At 61.4% G+C, this 13,331-nt stretch carries 18 protein-coding genes and 2 pseudogenes; 7 read left to right on the plus strand and 13 right to left on the minus strand.

The genetic code is table 11. From position 1 onward, the window contains the following. Nucleotides 1–409: 409 nt before the first annotated feature. The 9 genes from RAD10_RS31995 to RAD10_RS32035 all read right to left on the minus strand — a co-directional run bounded on the left by RAD10_RS31995 (nucleotide 410) and on the right by RAD10_RS32035 (nucleotide 6,931). Nucleotides 410–1,498: an IS110 family RNA-guided transposase gene (locus tag RAD10_RS31995; protein WP_270163320.1), complete on the minus strand. Its 1,089-nt coding sequence runs from the start codon at nucleotides 1,496–1,498 to the stop codon at nucleotides 410–412. A 715-nt stretch (nucleotides 1,499–2,213) separates the two neighbouring features. Continuing rightward, nucleotides 2,214–2,990 (minus strand): lytic transglycosylase domain-containing protein, encoded by a 777-nt coding sequence (locus RAD10_RS32000; protein ID WP_370691913.1) that lies wholly within the window; start codon nucleotides 2,988–2,990, stop codon nucleotides 2,214–2,216. 143 nt (nucleotides 2,991–3,133) lie between these two features. Then, complete coding sequence (locus RAD10_RS32005; RefSeq protein WP_270163322.1) at nucleotides 3,134–3,646, minus strand: S26 family signal peptidase; 513 nt, start codon at nucleotides 3,644–3,646, stop codon at nucleotides 3,134–3,136. Continuing rightward, on the minus strand, nucleotides 3,643–4,107 hold the full coding sequence (locus tag RAD10_RS32010; RefSeq protein WP_270163323.1) for a DUF2840 domain-containing protein: 465 nt from the start codon (nucleotides 4,105–4,107) through the stop codon (nucleotides 3,643–3,645). The genes RAD10_RS32005 and RAD10_RS32010 overlap by 4 nt, the downstream gene beginning before the upstream one ends. Nucleotides 4,108–4,403: 296 nt before the next feature. After that, nucleotides 4,404–5,285 carry a replication initiator protein A gene (locus RAD10_RS32015; protein WP_270163325.1) on the minus strand — a complete coding sequence of 294 codons (882 nt, stop codon included), beginning with the start codon at nucleotides 5,283–5,285 and terminating at the stop codon, nucleotides 4,404–4,406. Nucleotides 5,286–5,307: 22 nt separating this feature from the next. Then, complete coding sequence (locus RAD10_RS32020; protein ID WP_027534820.1) at nucleotides 5,308–5,589, minus strand: helix-turn-helix transcriptional regulator; 282 nt, start codon at nucleotides 5,587–5,589, stop codon at nucleotides 5,308–5,310. 132 nt (nucleotides 5,590–5,721) lie between these two features. After that, on the minus strand, nucleotides 5,722–6,132 hold the full coding sequence (locus RAD10_RS32025) for a DUF2285 domain-containing protein (RefSeq protein ID WP_270163326.1): 411 nt from the start codon (nucleotides 6,130–6,132) through the stop codon (nucleotides 5,722–5,724). 166 nt (nucleotides 6,133–6,298) lie between these two features. After that, on the minus strand, nucleotides 6,299–6,493 hold the full coding sequence (locus RAD10_RS32030; RefSeq protein WP_200471987.1) for a transcriptional regulator domain-containing protein: 195 nt from the start codon (nucleotides 6,491–6,493) through the stop codon (nucleotides 6,299–6,301). A 165-nt stretch (nucleotides 6,494–6,658) separates the two neighbouring features. Next, entirely contained in the window at nucleotides 6,659–6,931 is a 273-nt protein-coding gene (locus tag RAD10_RS32035) for a DUF2285 domain-containing protein (RefSeq protein WP_270163327.1), read from the minus strand. Nucleotides 6,932–7,031: 100 nt separating this feature from the next. Here RAD10_RS32035 and RAD10_RS32040 point away from each other — a divergent pair, with 100 nt between their 5' ends. Further along, nucleotides 7,032–7,262: a helix-turn-helix domain-containing protein gene (locus tag RAD10_RS32040; RefSeq protein ID WP_270163328.1), complete on the plus strand. Its 231-nt coding sequence runs from the start codon at nucleotides 7,032–7,034 to the stop codon at nucleotides 7,260–7,262. A 104-nt stretch (nucleotides 7,263–7,366) separates the two neighbouring features. Here the strand turns inward: RAD10_RS32040 and RAD10_RS32045 are convergent, their stop codons facing one another. Next, nucleotides 7,367–7,528 (minus strand): hypothetical protein, encoded by a 162-nt coding sequence (locus RAD10_RS32045; protein ID WP_270173039.1) that lies wholly within the window; start codon nucleotides 7,526–7,528, stop codon nucleotides 7,367–7,369. Next, nucleotides 7,524–7,999: pseudogene (locus tag RAD10_RS32050) on the minus strand (ParB/RepB/Spo0J family partition protein); the annotation flags it as partial. The pseudogene RAD10_RS32050 and the gene RAD10_RS32045, both read right to left, overlap by 5 nt. 63 nt (nucleotides 8,000–8,062) lie before the next feature. Here RAD10_RS32050 and RAD10_RS32055 point away from each other — a divergent pair. The 6 genes and pseudogenes from RAD10_RS32055 (at nucleotide 8,063) to ftsZ (ending at nucleotide 12,603) form a co-directional block, all read left to right on the plus strand. Beyond that, complete coding sequence (locus RAD10_RS32055) at nucleotides 8,063–8,398, plus strand: helix-turn-helix domain-containing protein (RefSeq protein ID WP_027545516.1); 336 nt, start codon at nucleotides 8,063–8,065, stop codon at nucleotides 8,396–8,398. After that, nucleotides 8,391–9,634, plus strand: a pseudogene (locus tag RAD10_RS32060) (type II toxin-antitoxin system HipA family toxin). Before RAD10_RS32055 ends, RAD10_RS32060 begins: the two are co-directional and overlap by 8 nt. A 104-nt stretch (nucleotides 9,635–9,738) precedes the next feature. Then, nucleotides 9,739–10,407 (plus strand): hypothetical protein, encoded by a 669-nt coding sequence (locus tag RAD10_RS32065; protein WP_461620545.1) that lies wholly within the window; start codon nucleotides 9,739–9,741, stop codon nucleotides 10,405–10,407. Between the two features lie 51 nt (nucleotides 10,408–10,458). Continuing rightward, nucleotides 10,459–10,752, plus strand: a complete 294-nt coding sequence (locus RAD10_RS32070; RefSeq protein ID WP_461620546.1) for a hypothetical protein — start codon at nucleotides 10,459–10,461, stop codon at nucleotides 10,750–10,752. Nucleotides 10,753–10,975: 223 nt separating this feature from the next. After that, on the plus strand, nucleotides 10,976–11,428 hold the full coding sequence (locus RAD10_RS32075; protein WP_270163331.1) for a hypothetical protein: 453 nt from the start codon (nucleotides 10,976–10,978) through the stop codon (nucleotides 11,426–11,428). 98 nt (nucleotides 11,429–11,526) lie between these two features. Beyond that, nucleotides 11,527–12,603 carry a cell division protein FtsZ gene (gene ftsZ, locus RAD10_RS32080; RefSeq protein ID WP_458176542.1) on the plus strand — a complete coding sequence of 359 codons (1,077 nt, stop codon included), beginning with the start codon at nucleotides 11,527–11,529 and terminating at the stop codon, nucleotides 12,601–12,603. Nucleotides 12,604–12,795: 192 nt separating this feature from the next. Here ftsZ and RAD10_RS32085 read toward each other — a convergent pair whose 3' ends face one another. Beyond that, nucleotides 12,796–13,017, minus strand: coding sequence for a Zn-ribbon domain-containing OB-fold protein (locus RAD10_RS32085; protein ID WP_370691914.1), 222 nt, complete (start codon nucleotides 13,015–13,017; stop codon nucleotides 12,796–12,798). Between the two features lie 216 nt (nucleotides 13,018–13,233). Then, the coding region (locus tag RAD10_RS32090; RefSeq protein ID WP_461620550.1) for a DUF736 family protein at nucleotides 13,234–13,331 on the minus strand (98 nt) is incomplete at its 5' end.

The raw sequence follows: 13,331 nt of genomic DNA on the forward strand, positions 1-13,331 counted from the left end.
CGAGCCCCTTTTATCTAGCCGTCTTAATCGGTCGTGTCGTCTCTCTCGTCTCAGCCATTCTCGCTTCCTTTCTCGTTTGCGACAAGCCGCTCTGATCCACGCCATGACACGATGCGCCGCAATGGTCATGAGTCCTGATGCGCCGTGCAGTCTTCCGCGCTCATCGACGGCACAAGGTCGCTGCAGCAAGGCAGCGCGGACGCCGTCGCGGCGCATCTTTCCATCGGGATGACGGAGCCACATCACAGGCAATCCGGCGCGATCGGCCATCCGAAGATGCACCGTCGCAGGCAAGATAACGTGCGTTCCGTCGTCGTTGTGCTGCACCAGTCCTCATCCGCTCGCGCGGAGCTCCGTGTTCAATACGTGGCGATCATCGTGCCGCCGACGTGCAAATCCCTTGCGCTGGTCATGCCCAGGCTCCCAGCAGCCGGTGATCCTTGGCCGCGGCCCGCGCGCTGACGTCGGCCGCCGCGACGTCCGGATCGCCGCAGTAGAACGTGCCGCTGGTCCACATCGCGTGCATGATCACGGCGAGCTTGCGCGCCACCGCGACCGTCGCCTTGCGGTGCGAGGAGCGCCTGGCCAGCGCCAGCCCCCAGCTCTTGACCTTGTCTTTCTTCTTGTAGCGGGTCAGCAGCGCGCTCGCCGCCTCGTACAGCGCCCGCCGCACGTCGCCGTCGCCCGCCTTGCTGATCCGCCCCTTGACGTCGACCGAGGAGCCGGACTGCCAGCGCCGCGAGGTCAGGCCAAAATACGCCGCGACGTCGCGCGAGCGCTTGAAGCGCGACGGATCATCGACCGCGGTCATGAAGCTCAAGGCTGCGATCGGACCGACGCCTGGAATCTGCATGAAGCGCCGGCACAGCTCGTGCCCGGCAACCAGGCGCACCACCAGATCGTGCAGCCGGCCATACTCCTTCCACAGCGCCGCGCGCGCGTTCAGCATGGCGTCGATCAGCTCGCTGACCAGCGCATCGCTGGCCACCGCCTCGCGCACGGCTTGCGCAAAACCGCCGCGGCCGACCCGGTTCAGCCGGATGCCGAACACCTTCAGCGAATGCCGGATCGCGTTCTCGAGATCCAGGAACTTGCGCTTCAGATTGCGCCGGTGCGTCAACAACAGCCGCAGCCGGTAGCACGCCGCGCTCTTGATGTGGGCCTTTCGGAACCAGCCGGTGCGCATGATGTGGGCAATGCCGAGCGCGTCCGCCTTGTCGGTCTTGTTGCGCTGCGCCTTCAGCGCCGCGCGCACGTGCAGGGTCTCCAGGCAGACCGCCGGCAGACCGCGTTGCAACAGTTCCGGGTGCAGCCAGGGCGACAGCGAGCCCGCCTCGTGGCCGAGCCGCCGCAAGCGGCCAAGATACGGCGCAAGCGCCGCCTTGATCGCCTCCGGATCGGTCACCACCACCGTCTCCAGCATCACCTTGCCGGCGGCGTCCACCACACAGATCGCTGTCTCGTCCATGCCGACATCCAGACCACAGAAGAATTCCATCACACGCCTCCCGCGTTGCTGAGGCGGCGCAGTGTGCGGGTTATTCGGCCGGCCGGCCACGTCAGCAGCCGGAATTCCCGGCGCAGACCGATTACGGGCGGCCGTCCTGCCGTCATGCTCATGTTCTCCCGGTCCCTGATTCCCAGGGCCCAACTTCCAAGCCAACAGGCTGTCGGTGCTCGCGGCGGTTTGCGACAAAATGCAGTTCGGGTCGTTGCGGTGGATCCTCTAATAGCGCCTGCCCGAACACCTCGGCTGGTGGCCGATTCATTGCGAAAGAGCCGCCGCGACTTCGCAGTTGACTTGCGAAGCCCCCACTGTTTGCGAGCGTTTGCGATAGCGATCGTTACCCGAAGGGCCGAGACACCCGTAGGGTGGCTCGGTGAGGAGCGAAGCGACGAGTAGAGCGCGGGCCGAAGGCATCGCCCGTATGCCATCAGCACGTTATTATCGCACTCCTCAGCGAACTCTTGCCGCGTGAGCGAGGGTCCTTCAGTAGCAAACCCGAACGTCTTAGCGTCATGATCGTGTTGCGGCGTTTCGAATGTAAACCGAATGTCCGTCACGGGGCGCCCGCGACGTGGAAACTGACGACTGATATCACGAGCTGCCCGATGTGCAGCCGCCGAACGCTTACTCGTGTCTTCCGACCGTCCCCTCCTTTCCGCCCATTTCTCTCTACGGAACGCTAATGCATGCGCGCTTATGCATTCGCTCATCGCCGACCTCCCGCAACAAAGCTCGCGGAAAAAAGCCCGGTTGCTTGGGGTACGATGGCTGAAATGTCGTGTGCAACGCCCGCGATCGGAGTGTGATCCAGCATGAGGCCGCGCTGCGCCGACGTGGTGCTCTTGAGGCTTTCGGACCGCACAGCGAATAGCGTCGTTCCCGACGGCTGCAACCTGGCGACCGCCCCAGGAACGGAAATATCGCTGCCGATCGTTGGTGCAAGCTTCTGCAAATAAGCTCGGGTTTCAGCTGGCAATGCTCGACCAGCGAGATGTTCTTCGTAGCGACCAGGTCCCGCATTGTAGGCTGCGAGGAAGCCCGGCGAACCGTATCGGTCCTGCAGTTCCCGGAGATAGGCCGCACCAGCAAGGATGTTGTCGTGGGGATCGTAGGGATCGTTGCCAAGCTGGTATCGCAGGCGAAGCTCGGCCCAAGTCTGCGGCATGATCTGCATCAGCCCCATGGCACCTTTCGGGGATTTGGCGCACACGTCTCCAGCGCTCTCGACTTCCAAGACGGCGCGTATCCAGTACACTGGTAAGCCGAAGCGGCGCGAGGCCTCGTCAATGATCGGTGCAAACGCTTCGCTGGTTTGAGAGTTCGCTGTATGCTCTGCCGATCGTGTCTCGGCGAAAGCCGCAGCATCACTGATCGTCAGCGCAAGGAACAACGGCACGACGGAGCGAAGGCTTGTTTCGACTGAACGCCAGCATGCCCTTGTGTTCGTGCTCCTCCGGGCTAAGGTCGCCTGGCGCCGGCCCATCGGCCGCCCACGGACGAAGTCCGGGGCGGGCGCTGGACCGGCCCTGCGCGCGAGGGCTCCGCGATCGTTGGCCGGGACGGAGGAATGGGGCGACATTCGGTCGAACAGCGAAATAGCAGATCGGAATCCCAACACCCGCACGCTCAGTCCTCCCAGGTCCACACGGGGAGCGCACGCCCAAGGACGGCGGATGCCGGCAGAAAGCCGAAGTATCTTCCGTCCAGCGAGTCGGCGGATTGCCAGTTCATGACAAAGAGTTCGCCCTCGCCGACGACGCGGCAACCCTGCCATTTCGGGAGGGGACGGCCGCGGCCATCGCGATCCCTTGCCTCGCCCATTTCGATCGCGTCGACGGTAACTGCGAGCCCGGTTCTACAGACGGTCTGCCCCGGAAGCGCCAGCACGCGCTTGAGCATTGGTATCCCGGCCGGCAGATAGCCGCTCGCGTCAAGGAAGGTTGCAAGCGGCTCCGGCGGCTGAACGGCGAGCAACTCGGTCACGAACAGCTTTTCCGCAGGTTGCAAGCGATACAGGCCGATTGGCACGCTGTCAGATGCATTCCAGACGTAGAGTGGTGTCAGGTCGAGAACTATCGGTACGAGAAGAGCAGCAGCGCCGCCGAACATCGTGACCAAGGTCTTCCACCGACCTGTCATCGCATGGTCCTCTGCCGTTGAAGCCACGCCTGGTGTCTCGCTTTCGTGTAGGGGCGGGGGTTTTCATTGACCGACATGCGGTTATGAACATGATGCCAGTAATCGGGCGCAGCGTCCGCGGGATCGATGTCGAGTGCCTCGACAGCGTCGATCAACTGAAGCACCCGTTCGACCTTGGGCCAGCCGGATAGGCGCAGGAGAATGTCCCCGCCGGGCTTCACATAGGGCACCGTGGAGCATCGTTGTCCCGGTACGACCGCGCGCAGAATATCGATCCGTGAGATTGCCGTTCCGAAGTCGTTTGATGTCCAGCGTACGAACGCGAAGATGCTGCCGGGCGCAAAGGACAGCACGCGTCGGCGGCGATCGAGGATTCTCTCCTCGACGGAGTGGCCGAACCGGATGCGGTTCTCAATGCGCTTCTCGAGCCAAAGGAGTTCGACTTCAGTGAAATTGTTCATGGTGCGCTCCGAGTACAGAAAGGTTCTGGTTGCCTGGCGGGAGCGGAATTGCGACAGCGCGTCCTCGCTCTCGCCTTCACTGTGGCGAGGCAGAACAGGCGGACCGTGGTGGTTATCCTCATCAGGCCCGAAGGCGTGGTCCGTTAGAAGAAATCCGAAGGATTTCTGGTTAGAAGAGTTACGGCGGCTGAAAAGCGCTAAAGAACAAGGACTTCGATCCGATTCCGGTCCCCGATAGCACGAGGGTCGGGTCCCTGATGGCACGAGGGTTGCGGTCCCCGATAGCACGAGCTGATTCACAGGTTGCCTCCCGATTTCGGAAGGAGACCGCGCTTGCGAAGTCTCTCGGTGAATGGATTGATGAGCGCGGGCGCGAACTTCAACCGCTCGGCGCCATCGCGATCGCGCGTGAGCACGAGTTGGTAGCCAGGCAATGCCTGGCGCTGGACAATCTGACGCACGTCGTATGCAAAATGCTTGAGAGGCGAGAGACTGCCGGACTTGGCATGGAGATGCACAAGATCGAAACTCCAGCCGCCCTGCTGCCGGCCGCCATGCTTGCGCACGAGCCGGTAAAGCCAGCGCTCAAGTCCGCCCGTCAGATCGAAATACGCGCGATCAATCGTGAGCACGAGCGCGTCATCGATCACGCCGGAATAGAACCAATCGGGCAGGATCAGTTCGAGCCCGAACGGGCGCCCGTTTGCGTCAGCCGTCTCCTTCCATTCGTTGATCCAGGAGAAGCGATGCCGCCGTCGTTCTGCAATCTGGCGAATTGACGTCAACACGGTCGTCGATTGCAACCTGTCGAGCCCCGCCTTCAGGCGGTCATAGTCGCGCGAGCTGGTGCCGCGGCCGACGAACGTCAGAATCTCGTAAGGCGTTGCAGCCATCAAGCGGGACGTCTTCAAGCCAGCGTCACGGGCCTCGACGATCTGGGAAGCGGCCCAGATCAAGACGTCCGCATCCCAAATGGTCGCCATGCCGTGTTCCGGCACCGCTTCGACGCGAATTGTGATCGCACCGGTACGAAAATCGATCGGCACAATGCGCTTTGTTTTCGCGAGCGAGAAGAATGGATAAGCCATCAGATCCTGCGCGTCGCGGGGCGCCAGATCACCGGGCAGTGCGCGGAAGAGCTCAAGCTGGTTGCGCTCGGAATGGTGTTTGCGTCGCATGACCATCGCTCTCAAACAGGGATCAGCGACGTTCCTGGCCCGCATAGGGGCGCAGCGTCGGGTGCTTCTTTGCGGGCAGCACAGTCCCTTTGCCGGGATCGGAGGTCGAGGTTTTGGCGCCGAGATCAGCCCATGCTTTCAGGTCATCTACGGCGTAGACGACACGCCCGCCAATCTTCCGATACGTCGGCCCGGTGCCGTACGTGCGGTGCTTCTCCAGCGTGCGACCGGAAAGGCCAAGATAACGCGCGGCCTCCGATGTACGCAGGAAGCGCGGGGGCAGACCGGCCATCGGATCGGGCATTTGAGAACTCCAAGAGGACAGCGAACTGCGGATGGCGGCACCGGCGTGTGTGCGGTCATCATGGAGAAGCAAGTTCTCGGAGGAGGATGCCGAATATCGGGGGGCGGATTTTCGGCACCCCCGGTGGCAGCGCTACTTGTCCCTGCGCCCGGGCCGCAGAAGTTTGCGATAGCCTCCGCGCACGAGCGCAAGGCCGCTTTGTACGAGGCGGATTGTTCGGCTGCGCAAATCGTGCGTTTTCCAGACGCGATCCGGCATGCGCTTTTCGCCGAACAGAGCCTCTGCGATGCTGCGATAGGTCGCGCCGGCGAAATACGCGGCGACTGCGCGAAGGGCTGCGCATATTCGTTCGCGCCGCTGTTTTGACAAGCGACGGAAGGCAGGTCCTGGCGCGCGTCCATTCATCGTGCGCCATAGCCGCGTGGCAGCGTGCGCGCGCGCTTCGAAATCGCGGTCAAGCGGCAACTCGGCCGCATAGTAAGTGCCTGCGGTCAGCGGCTGTTTTGACCAGATGCGATGCTCCACCGAGCCGATGTGCAGCACCGCGTGCCAACCGTCGGGGGCGCGGCACACCTGTCCGGCAGTGAAGTCGAGCAGTGCCGAAGACGCTGACCTGTGAGAAACCGCCGGCGCACTTGTCACGGGGACAACGGACGCCAGAACCTCAGGTGTCCAAAAGATTGCCTGCTGTTTGGAGGACTTTTGCGGGTCATGGGCGAAAGCAGATACCCCACCTCCTCCTGAATTCCTCGGTCACTTCGCCATCTGGGCTATTCGCAATCATCGCTTCGTAGTCGCGTTGATAGTCCACGTTCATACGAAGGCCTTCCCAGGCGATGTGAGTGATCTCAGCGTTCTCCAGGCTCTTAAACGAATCTGGCGATCGCCAGTCGAATTCAGGCATTGCTTCCATCCCATTGCACGCAGCCAACAATGATTGCGGCGCAATAGTTATGAATGAAGCGGTTGTAGGAAGCCTCTAGTTTGGCACAACGTGGTGCATGAGAATGACCACCGGTTCGCGGGAGAAAATCGTTTTAGCTGCAGGTCTCTAGTCGGCGATTTTCGTCTATTTTGAGCTGGCGCCGCGTAAGAGGCGCCCCTGCTCGGTCACCCATTTTGCGCGCGCAAGATGACTCTGGTATGCAGTCCGCGCACGGTCCGGCTCTCGATCCGGATCGATGTGCAAGACGATTCGAGCGACCTCCTGCCAGTCCGCTCCCTGACCCTCCGCCTGCAAAAGGCGAATGTACGTGACAACGTGCTCCTCGTCGTAGGATGTCAACACTGGCCCGCTGGGAGCAAGGTCAACCACGTTAGGATCGAGCGGCGGCATTTGCATGATCTCACGGTCGCGGAGTTTACTGTCTAACGGTTCATGGGCCGCACTTTGTTAAGTATATCGAGGTGCAATATACTGAACAAGCGGCATCTTTGCCCGCATGGATTTGCGGGAGACATTCGCCACTAACTTGCGTCGTCTACGCAATGCGAGGGGATGGTCTCAAGATGAACTTGCCTTGGAGGCTGAGATAAGCCGGAGCTATCTGAGCCAGCTCGAGAAGGGCGTGTACTACGTCAGCATAAAGGTCATTGGCCGCCTTGCCGACAAGCTCGAAGTCGAGCCTGATGAGTTCCTAAAACGGACGGCAAAGAAAGGTCGCGCCAAATAGCGCGGCACAATCCGCGAGCCGGGCCAATGGCCCGGCGAGCGCCGGACGCGGACCGCGCGTCGCTGCCGGCAAGCCGGATCGGCGGCGGCGCATGCGGCCCGGATTCAAGGCCGCGCAACCGGCGCCCCAGCTACGCGGCCCAAGTTCAGACAGTCCATCAAGCGCTTTGCTTTGCCTTCCAGGTCAAGGCGCGTGCCTTGCACGAAATCAAAACTGCTTTCCGGCTTGCGATGTGCTTCGCCCAAAACGGTTTCGACGATGTTCAAGGGTCAGATCGCCATCGCGATAGACCTGCATCAGTTTCGGGGAGACCGCGCCGAGCCGCATGACAACATGCGACGTCATGCCGAAGCGGGCGGCAATTCTTCCGCACCAAAACCGCGCTTTTCCGCTAGCTTCTTGAAGGCCTCGAACTGATCGGCGGGATCCACATTTTCCCGCGTGACATTCTCGTCTAGGCTGATTTCGTGCGGATCGTTCGCAGTATCGATGATGCTGCGGTTCGGCTCGGTCTTGTTGATCTCCTTCATTCTCAGAAGCCGGGCAGGCCGTCTGAAAACCCCGTGGCCGCCCTTCTCTGTCCAACTCCGGTTCGACCACCAGATTCTGTAAGATAACTTGGCGTCGACGCTCGCATAAGCTTCGATCGCCGCCTCACTGTGCGGGGTCTTGCGCGCATTCTTCGGGGACTCGGGTGAAGGCTTAGCCGTCCCCCATACTGAGGTACCGACCCTAATGTGCTAGAAAATTTGTAATCTTCGTGCTACATATTCGTCAAATATGTAGTATGAAGGCCACAAATGCCTACCCCCCACAATCCCCCTGCCGCTGTTCGGCGGGCCCTGCGCAAGCTCGGCGCGGACATCCACGATGCCCGTCGGCGTCGGCGGCTGCCGATGGCAGTCGTCGCCGAGCGCGCCTTCACGTCCCGCTCGACGCTGCAGAGAGTCGAAGCCGGCGACACCAACGTCAGCATCGGCATCTATGCCGGCGTCCTCCAGGCGCTCGGCCTGCTCGACGGCCTGATCAAGCTCGCCGACATCAGCAACGACAGCGTCGGCCAAGCGCTCGCCAGCGCCGAGCTGCCCAAACATATCCACCTCAAACGCAAGACCGGGGCCTCACGTGATGGCTGACTTCGAGGTGCATATCGATCTCGGCGGCCGCACGCGCCGCATCGGACTGGCGAGGAGCAACCGTGCTCGAGGCTCGGAGACCATCCTCTTCGAGTACGATGGCGCATGGCTTAATGACTCGGACCGGTTCTGGAACCCGCCCTCGCCCTGACGCGCGGCGCCTTTGCTCCTCCTGCCGGACTGGCGACTTTCGGTTCCATTGGCGACTCCGCGCCTGACACCTGGGGCCGCCGCCTCATGCAGCGCGCCGAACGCCGCCTCGCCGACCGCGAAGGCCGCGCTGTTCGCACGCTTGCAGAAAGCGACTATTTGCTGGGTGTTGCCGACGAAACGCGACTTGGCGCACTTCGCTTCCGCTGGGTCGGCGACGAAACTTTCCAGACGCCGACCCGCGCTGATGTACCGGCCCTCATCGAACTCGGGCGGCTGCTCCAGATCACCGAGCGCATTCTCCGCGACGAGGAAACGGACGAAGATCTTCAGCTCATCTTCGCGCCCGGCTCCTCCCTCGGTGGCGGGCGGCCGAAGGCCTCGGTCATCGATCAACACGGCAATCTCTCGATCGCCAAGTTTCCAAAGGAGACCGACGACTACAGCATGGAGACCTGGGAGGAGATTGCGCTGCGGCTCGCCAGCAAGGCCGGCATCGCCACCCCGCAACACGAACTGATCGAGGTGGCCGGCAAGGCCGTCATGCTGTCGCGCCGCTTCGATCGCAATGACGCCGTCCGCATCCCGTTCCTGTCCGCCATGGCGATGATGGGCGCCAAAGACGGCGAGCGCGGCAGCTACCCGGAGATTGTCGACGCTCTCTCGCAACATGGTGCGCAAGGAAAGACGGACGCCCATGCCCTCTACAGGCGCGTCGTCTTCAATGTGCTGATCTCCAATGTCGATGATCATCTGCGCAACCACGGTTTCCTGTGGTTGGGAAAGGCGGGATGGTCGCTCTCTCCGGCTTACGATCTCAATCCCGTGCCTACCGATGTGAAGGCGCGGGTGCTGACGACGAACATCGACCTCGACGAAGGCACCTGCTCGCTCGACCTGCTTGAGGCCGCGTCGGAATATTTTGGGCTTACGCTGCCGCAGGCCCGCGCGATCATTAAGGAAGTCGCGACAGCGACCGCGACCTGGCGCGACACGGCCAAAGCAGTCGGCACCCACGCGGCCGAGATCAATCGCATGGCCAGCGCTTTCGAGCACGATGATCTCAAACGAGCGCTGGCGCTTTGACACGGACATTCCTTCATAGCTTCGATCCTGCGGCGGAGAGCCCCATCGCCGGCCCGACCGTCGACCTTGAAGTCTCCGATATCGAGGATGCCGGCATTCGGGAGGTGCTGCAGACACCCGGCGCCGCCCATGGCGCGTGGTCTATTCTCGACGCGCTGCTGGCGCCGACCGGCGCGGGAACGCCTTTCATCTTCAGGGAGCCGCTTGGGCAGGCGCGCGAAGTCAAAGTCGCGCTCTCAGGCCTGTTTGGACGCTTCGTCGCCCGCGCCTATCTCGAGCGACACTTCAATCTTTCGATCTTTGCGCATCTCGGTAGCCGAACCATCGACCTGGACCGCCGCAGGCAGCTCAAGGTCAAGCGCCTTTTTCGCGGCGACCTGCCCGATTGGATCGCCTGCGCCTCTGACCTATCCTCCCTGACGGTCGCCGAGGCGAAAGGCTGCCATGATGTGGGAGGACCCGCGAAGGCCCTGGATCGCGCATGGACGCAAGCTGCACGGATCGATGTCACGGCCCAAGGCCGCAAAGTCACGTTGAAGCGCATCGCGATCGCAACGCGCTGGGGAATGGCTGTAGCTGGTCCAGCCGATGTCCATCTCTCGGTCCGCGATCCCGTCGATGAAGGCGAGCCCATCGCTTCCGAAGAGAAAAACGCGCTCTTCATCGGCCTTCTTCGGCTGCATGTCGCCAACTTGATCAAGCCGCTCGGACATGCCGAATTGGCGGGCGTTCTCCATCGTCTCACGCATCAACCTTTTGCCCGAAGGCTCTAGGACGATCTCGCACGCCCGCGAGCGCTGCTCGACGCCGCCGCGGTAAGGGAAGTGGAAAAGACAGGCGCCATCGGAGGGCTTGTCGGCGGCATCGTTACCCGCGCGGGACCAGTCACCGACGCCGATGTCACCCCCGTCGACCAGGAAGCGCTCGCTCGCCTCAACCTCCGGCCGGTCTTTGTCGGGATCGAGCGCGATCTCATTCGCGCAGCCATCGACGAAGACCCAAACGCCGTGCGCAATCGCCTGGCTGCGGTACATCCTGATGAATTTGCCCGGTACGACCGCGCAGGCGGCTGGATCGTGCCGCTCGGCTTGGAACGACGCATCACTGGCGAAACATGAAACCCAGCCGCGGAAAGAAGGTACGCGAAAATGGTCCGCAATAGCCTTTTGATCAGATCACGACTCGTTGCGGAACACCTGCTTTGAAAAGTCAGTCCGCATGGATACGCGACCTGTTTCTTCGCCGGAGCTGTTAACGACTTGTTAACCAACGCAGCCTACCTTGCGGTTACTTTTCGGTTAACAGCCGATTGCCTCCCGGTTCGTTCTAGGAGAACAGTCGATGCCCATTGAGGCCCAGACATATGTCGCACTTGGTGCCCGGCCGAAAATCTCACCTGAGGCCGCCCGATCGGTTGCCAAGCGACTCAGATTGCCGCGCTCGCTTTCGGATAATAGCAAAGCGCTAGTGAGCGTTGATCTCGCTGAAGTCAGGCATACTCCCTGCCCACGAGGTGGTCGTCGCGCGGGCGACATTGTCCCATTAGTGGAAAACATTGAGGCGTCGCAGACGGAAATTGTGCAGCTCGACGCAAGGGCGGCCGGTTACGGCGCGGATTTCGAGCGCAAACGCGAGCGCGCCGAACGCCTGATGGTTGAAGTGCTGCAGGCGACCGCAAAGACCATGCCGCTAGAGAGGCGACAGCGCGGCTTGAGGACGAGGCAGCGGCTCTACGGACCGGTGACCGAGTTGGCGCCTCGATCGACAGCCACGGACAGGCCGCACGTCGACTAGGCTATCTAGCTGCGCTCCTGGTAGAGACAGACCACAAGGTTCGTCGGTAGCAATCCGGGTCCGCTATCCCAACGTGCCGAAGAAATCGTGAGGTAAAAGTGACCGACATCAGCGACATTCGCGAGATGAAAGCGCGTATTATTGTGTTTGGAGTCGGTGGCGCCGGAGGCAATGCCGTCAACAACATGATCGCGGCCGGGCTGGAAGGCGTCGACTTCGTCGTCGCCAATACCGACGCACAAGCACTCAGCATGTCCAAGGCCAAGCGCCTCATCCAGTTAGGCACAAAGGTGACCGAAGGCCTTGGCGCCGGCTCGAACTCCAAAGTAGGGTGCGCCGCGGCCGAAGAGGCAGTTCATGCGATCCAGGATCATTTGACCGGCGCAAACATGGTGTTCGTTACCGCTGGCATGGGCGGCGGTACGGGAACTGGGGCGGCGCCTGTTATAGCCAGGATCGCGCGTGAACTTGGCATTCTCACCATCGGCGTCGTCAGCAAGCCCTTCGACTTCGAGGGCCAGCGCCGTATGCGCGTTGCTGAAGCGGGCATTGCGGAACTGCTGAACGCGGTTGACACCCTGCTGATCATCCCAAACCAGAATCTGCTCCGAGTGGCCAATGAGAAGACCACATTTAACGATGCCTTCGCCATCGCCGATCAAGTTCTCTATTCGGGTGTGGCCTGCATCAGCGACCTTATAGTCAAAGAAGGTTTGATCAATCTCGATTTTGCCGACGTTCTCTCCGTCATGCGCGAGAAGGGCAAAGCCATGATGGGCGGGGGTGAGGCTTCTGGCGAGAAGCGCGTGCTCACCGCCGCTATGGCCGCGATCTCCAATCCATTGATCGAGGCCCCCTCGATCAAGCGCGCCAGTGGCCTCATAATCTCGATCACCGGCGGCAAGGACCTGACGCTATTCGAGGTCGACGAAGCTGCTAGCCGCATTCGCGAAGGAGCCGACCCGGACGCTAACGTCATCGTCGGCGCCACTTTCGATGAACGGCTGCAGGGTCTCGTCCGTGTCTCGGTAGTGGCGACTGGCATCGATAATCTGGACTCGGCGAATAAGCCCATTGCTGGGACAAGCATCTCCCAACTACCAAATGATTCGAAGTCGCACTTCGATGCAGCAATGTTGAATCCAACGAGGATGCGGCAAGCGGTTCAGGCTTGAATGATTCTGACCGCGTTGTACTGCGTGAGTTTCTGCTCACCTCTACAACCGACTGCAGGAGAATTTCGGAATCAAGTTTCGATCCCATGCGGAATGGAATCGCAGGGATCCCCAGATGGACGTTGTATCGACAGCCGGCGTTGACGCTAAGCCAGAACGAAAATCGGAAACGTCCAGCTTTCCTCATGCACCTCAAATCGACAGACAACGAGTGCCGATCGCAGGGTCTTGTCCATCGCAACGTAGGCGCGCGTTCATGCGGGGTCCTTCTTCAAGATCGACCGTGACCAGAACATAGGGGGAGGTCTGGATTGAAAACTGGCAGGAAGGCAGGATGCGTTCGCGTCCAGCTATGGACGTTTCCCCGGATGCTTCGATCCAGTCGAATTGCGTTGAAAGGCAGACATCGCACACTGGGCGTGGCTACCCCTCCGGGCGCTGAATAGATTCCCGCTGGAGCCAACCGCGACGATAGCTAAAATCCCGACGACGTATGCCGGACGACGTTCACGGAAATGACCGCGAAAGGCGACCAGTGAGAGGCGCCGAAGCGCAGTGGCCTCAACAATGCTTTGATGCGCACCTGAGAGAAGCCCCGCCCGGCAGACCGGACGGGGCTTTTTGGCGACCTCAGTCGCCGTTCTTACGGGGCCGGGACCAGATCAGGCTGAAGCCGTCGCCGTCCTCGTCGTTGAACAGGTTCGCGTAGATCGGTGCGTTGAACGAGG

Source organism: Bradyrhizobium sp. 23AC (genome assembly GCF_054863025.1).

Bases quoted from the DNA above. Each gene is read 5' to 3' on its own strand.
- RAD10_RS31995 (WP_270163320.1), bottom strand. From the start codon at position 1,498: ATGGAATTCTTCTGTGGTCTGGATGTCGGCATGGACGAGACAGCGATC.
- RAD10_RS32000 (WP_370691913.1), bottom strand. From the start codon at position 2,990: ATGGGCCGGCGCCAGGCGACCTTAGCCCGGAGGAGCACGAACACAAGG.
- RAD10_RS32005 (WP_270163322.1), bottom strand. From the start codon at position 3,646: ATGACAGGTCGGTGGAAGACCTTGGTCACGATGTTCGGCGGCGCTGCT.
- RAD10_RS32010 (WP_270163323.1), bottom strand. From the start codon at position 4,107: ATGAACAATTTCACTGAAGTCGAACTCCTTTGGCTCGAGAAGCGCATT.
- RAD10_RS32015 (WP_270163325.1), bottom strand. From the start codon at position 5,285: ATGCGACGCAAACACCATTCCGAGCGCAACCAGCTTGAGCTCTTCCGC.
- RAD10_RS32020 (WP_027534820.1), bottom strand. From the start codon at position 5,589: ATGCCCGATCCGATGGCCGGTCTGCCCCCGCGCTTCCTGCGTACATCG.
- RAD10_RS32030 (WP_200471987.1), bottom strand. From the start codon at position 6,493: ATGCCTGAATTCGACTGGCGATCGCCAGATTCGTTTAAGAGCCTGGAG.
- RAD10_RS32035 (WP_270163327.1), bottom strand. From the start codon at position 6,931: ATGCAAATGCCGCCGCTCGATCCTAACGTGGTTGACCTTGCTCCCAGC.
- RAD10_RS32040 (WP_270163328.1), top strand. From the start codon at position 7,032: ATGGATTTGCGGGAGACATTCGCCACTAACTTGCGTCGTCTACGCAAT.
- RAD10_RS32055 (WP_027545516.1), top strand. From the start codon at position 8,063: ATGCCTACCCCCCACAATCCCCCTGCCGCTGTTCGGCGGGCCCTGCGC.
- RAD10_RS32075 (WP_270163331.1), top strand. From the start codon at position 10,976: ATGCCCATTGAGGCCCAGACATATGTCGCACTTGGTGCCCGGCCGAAA.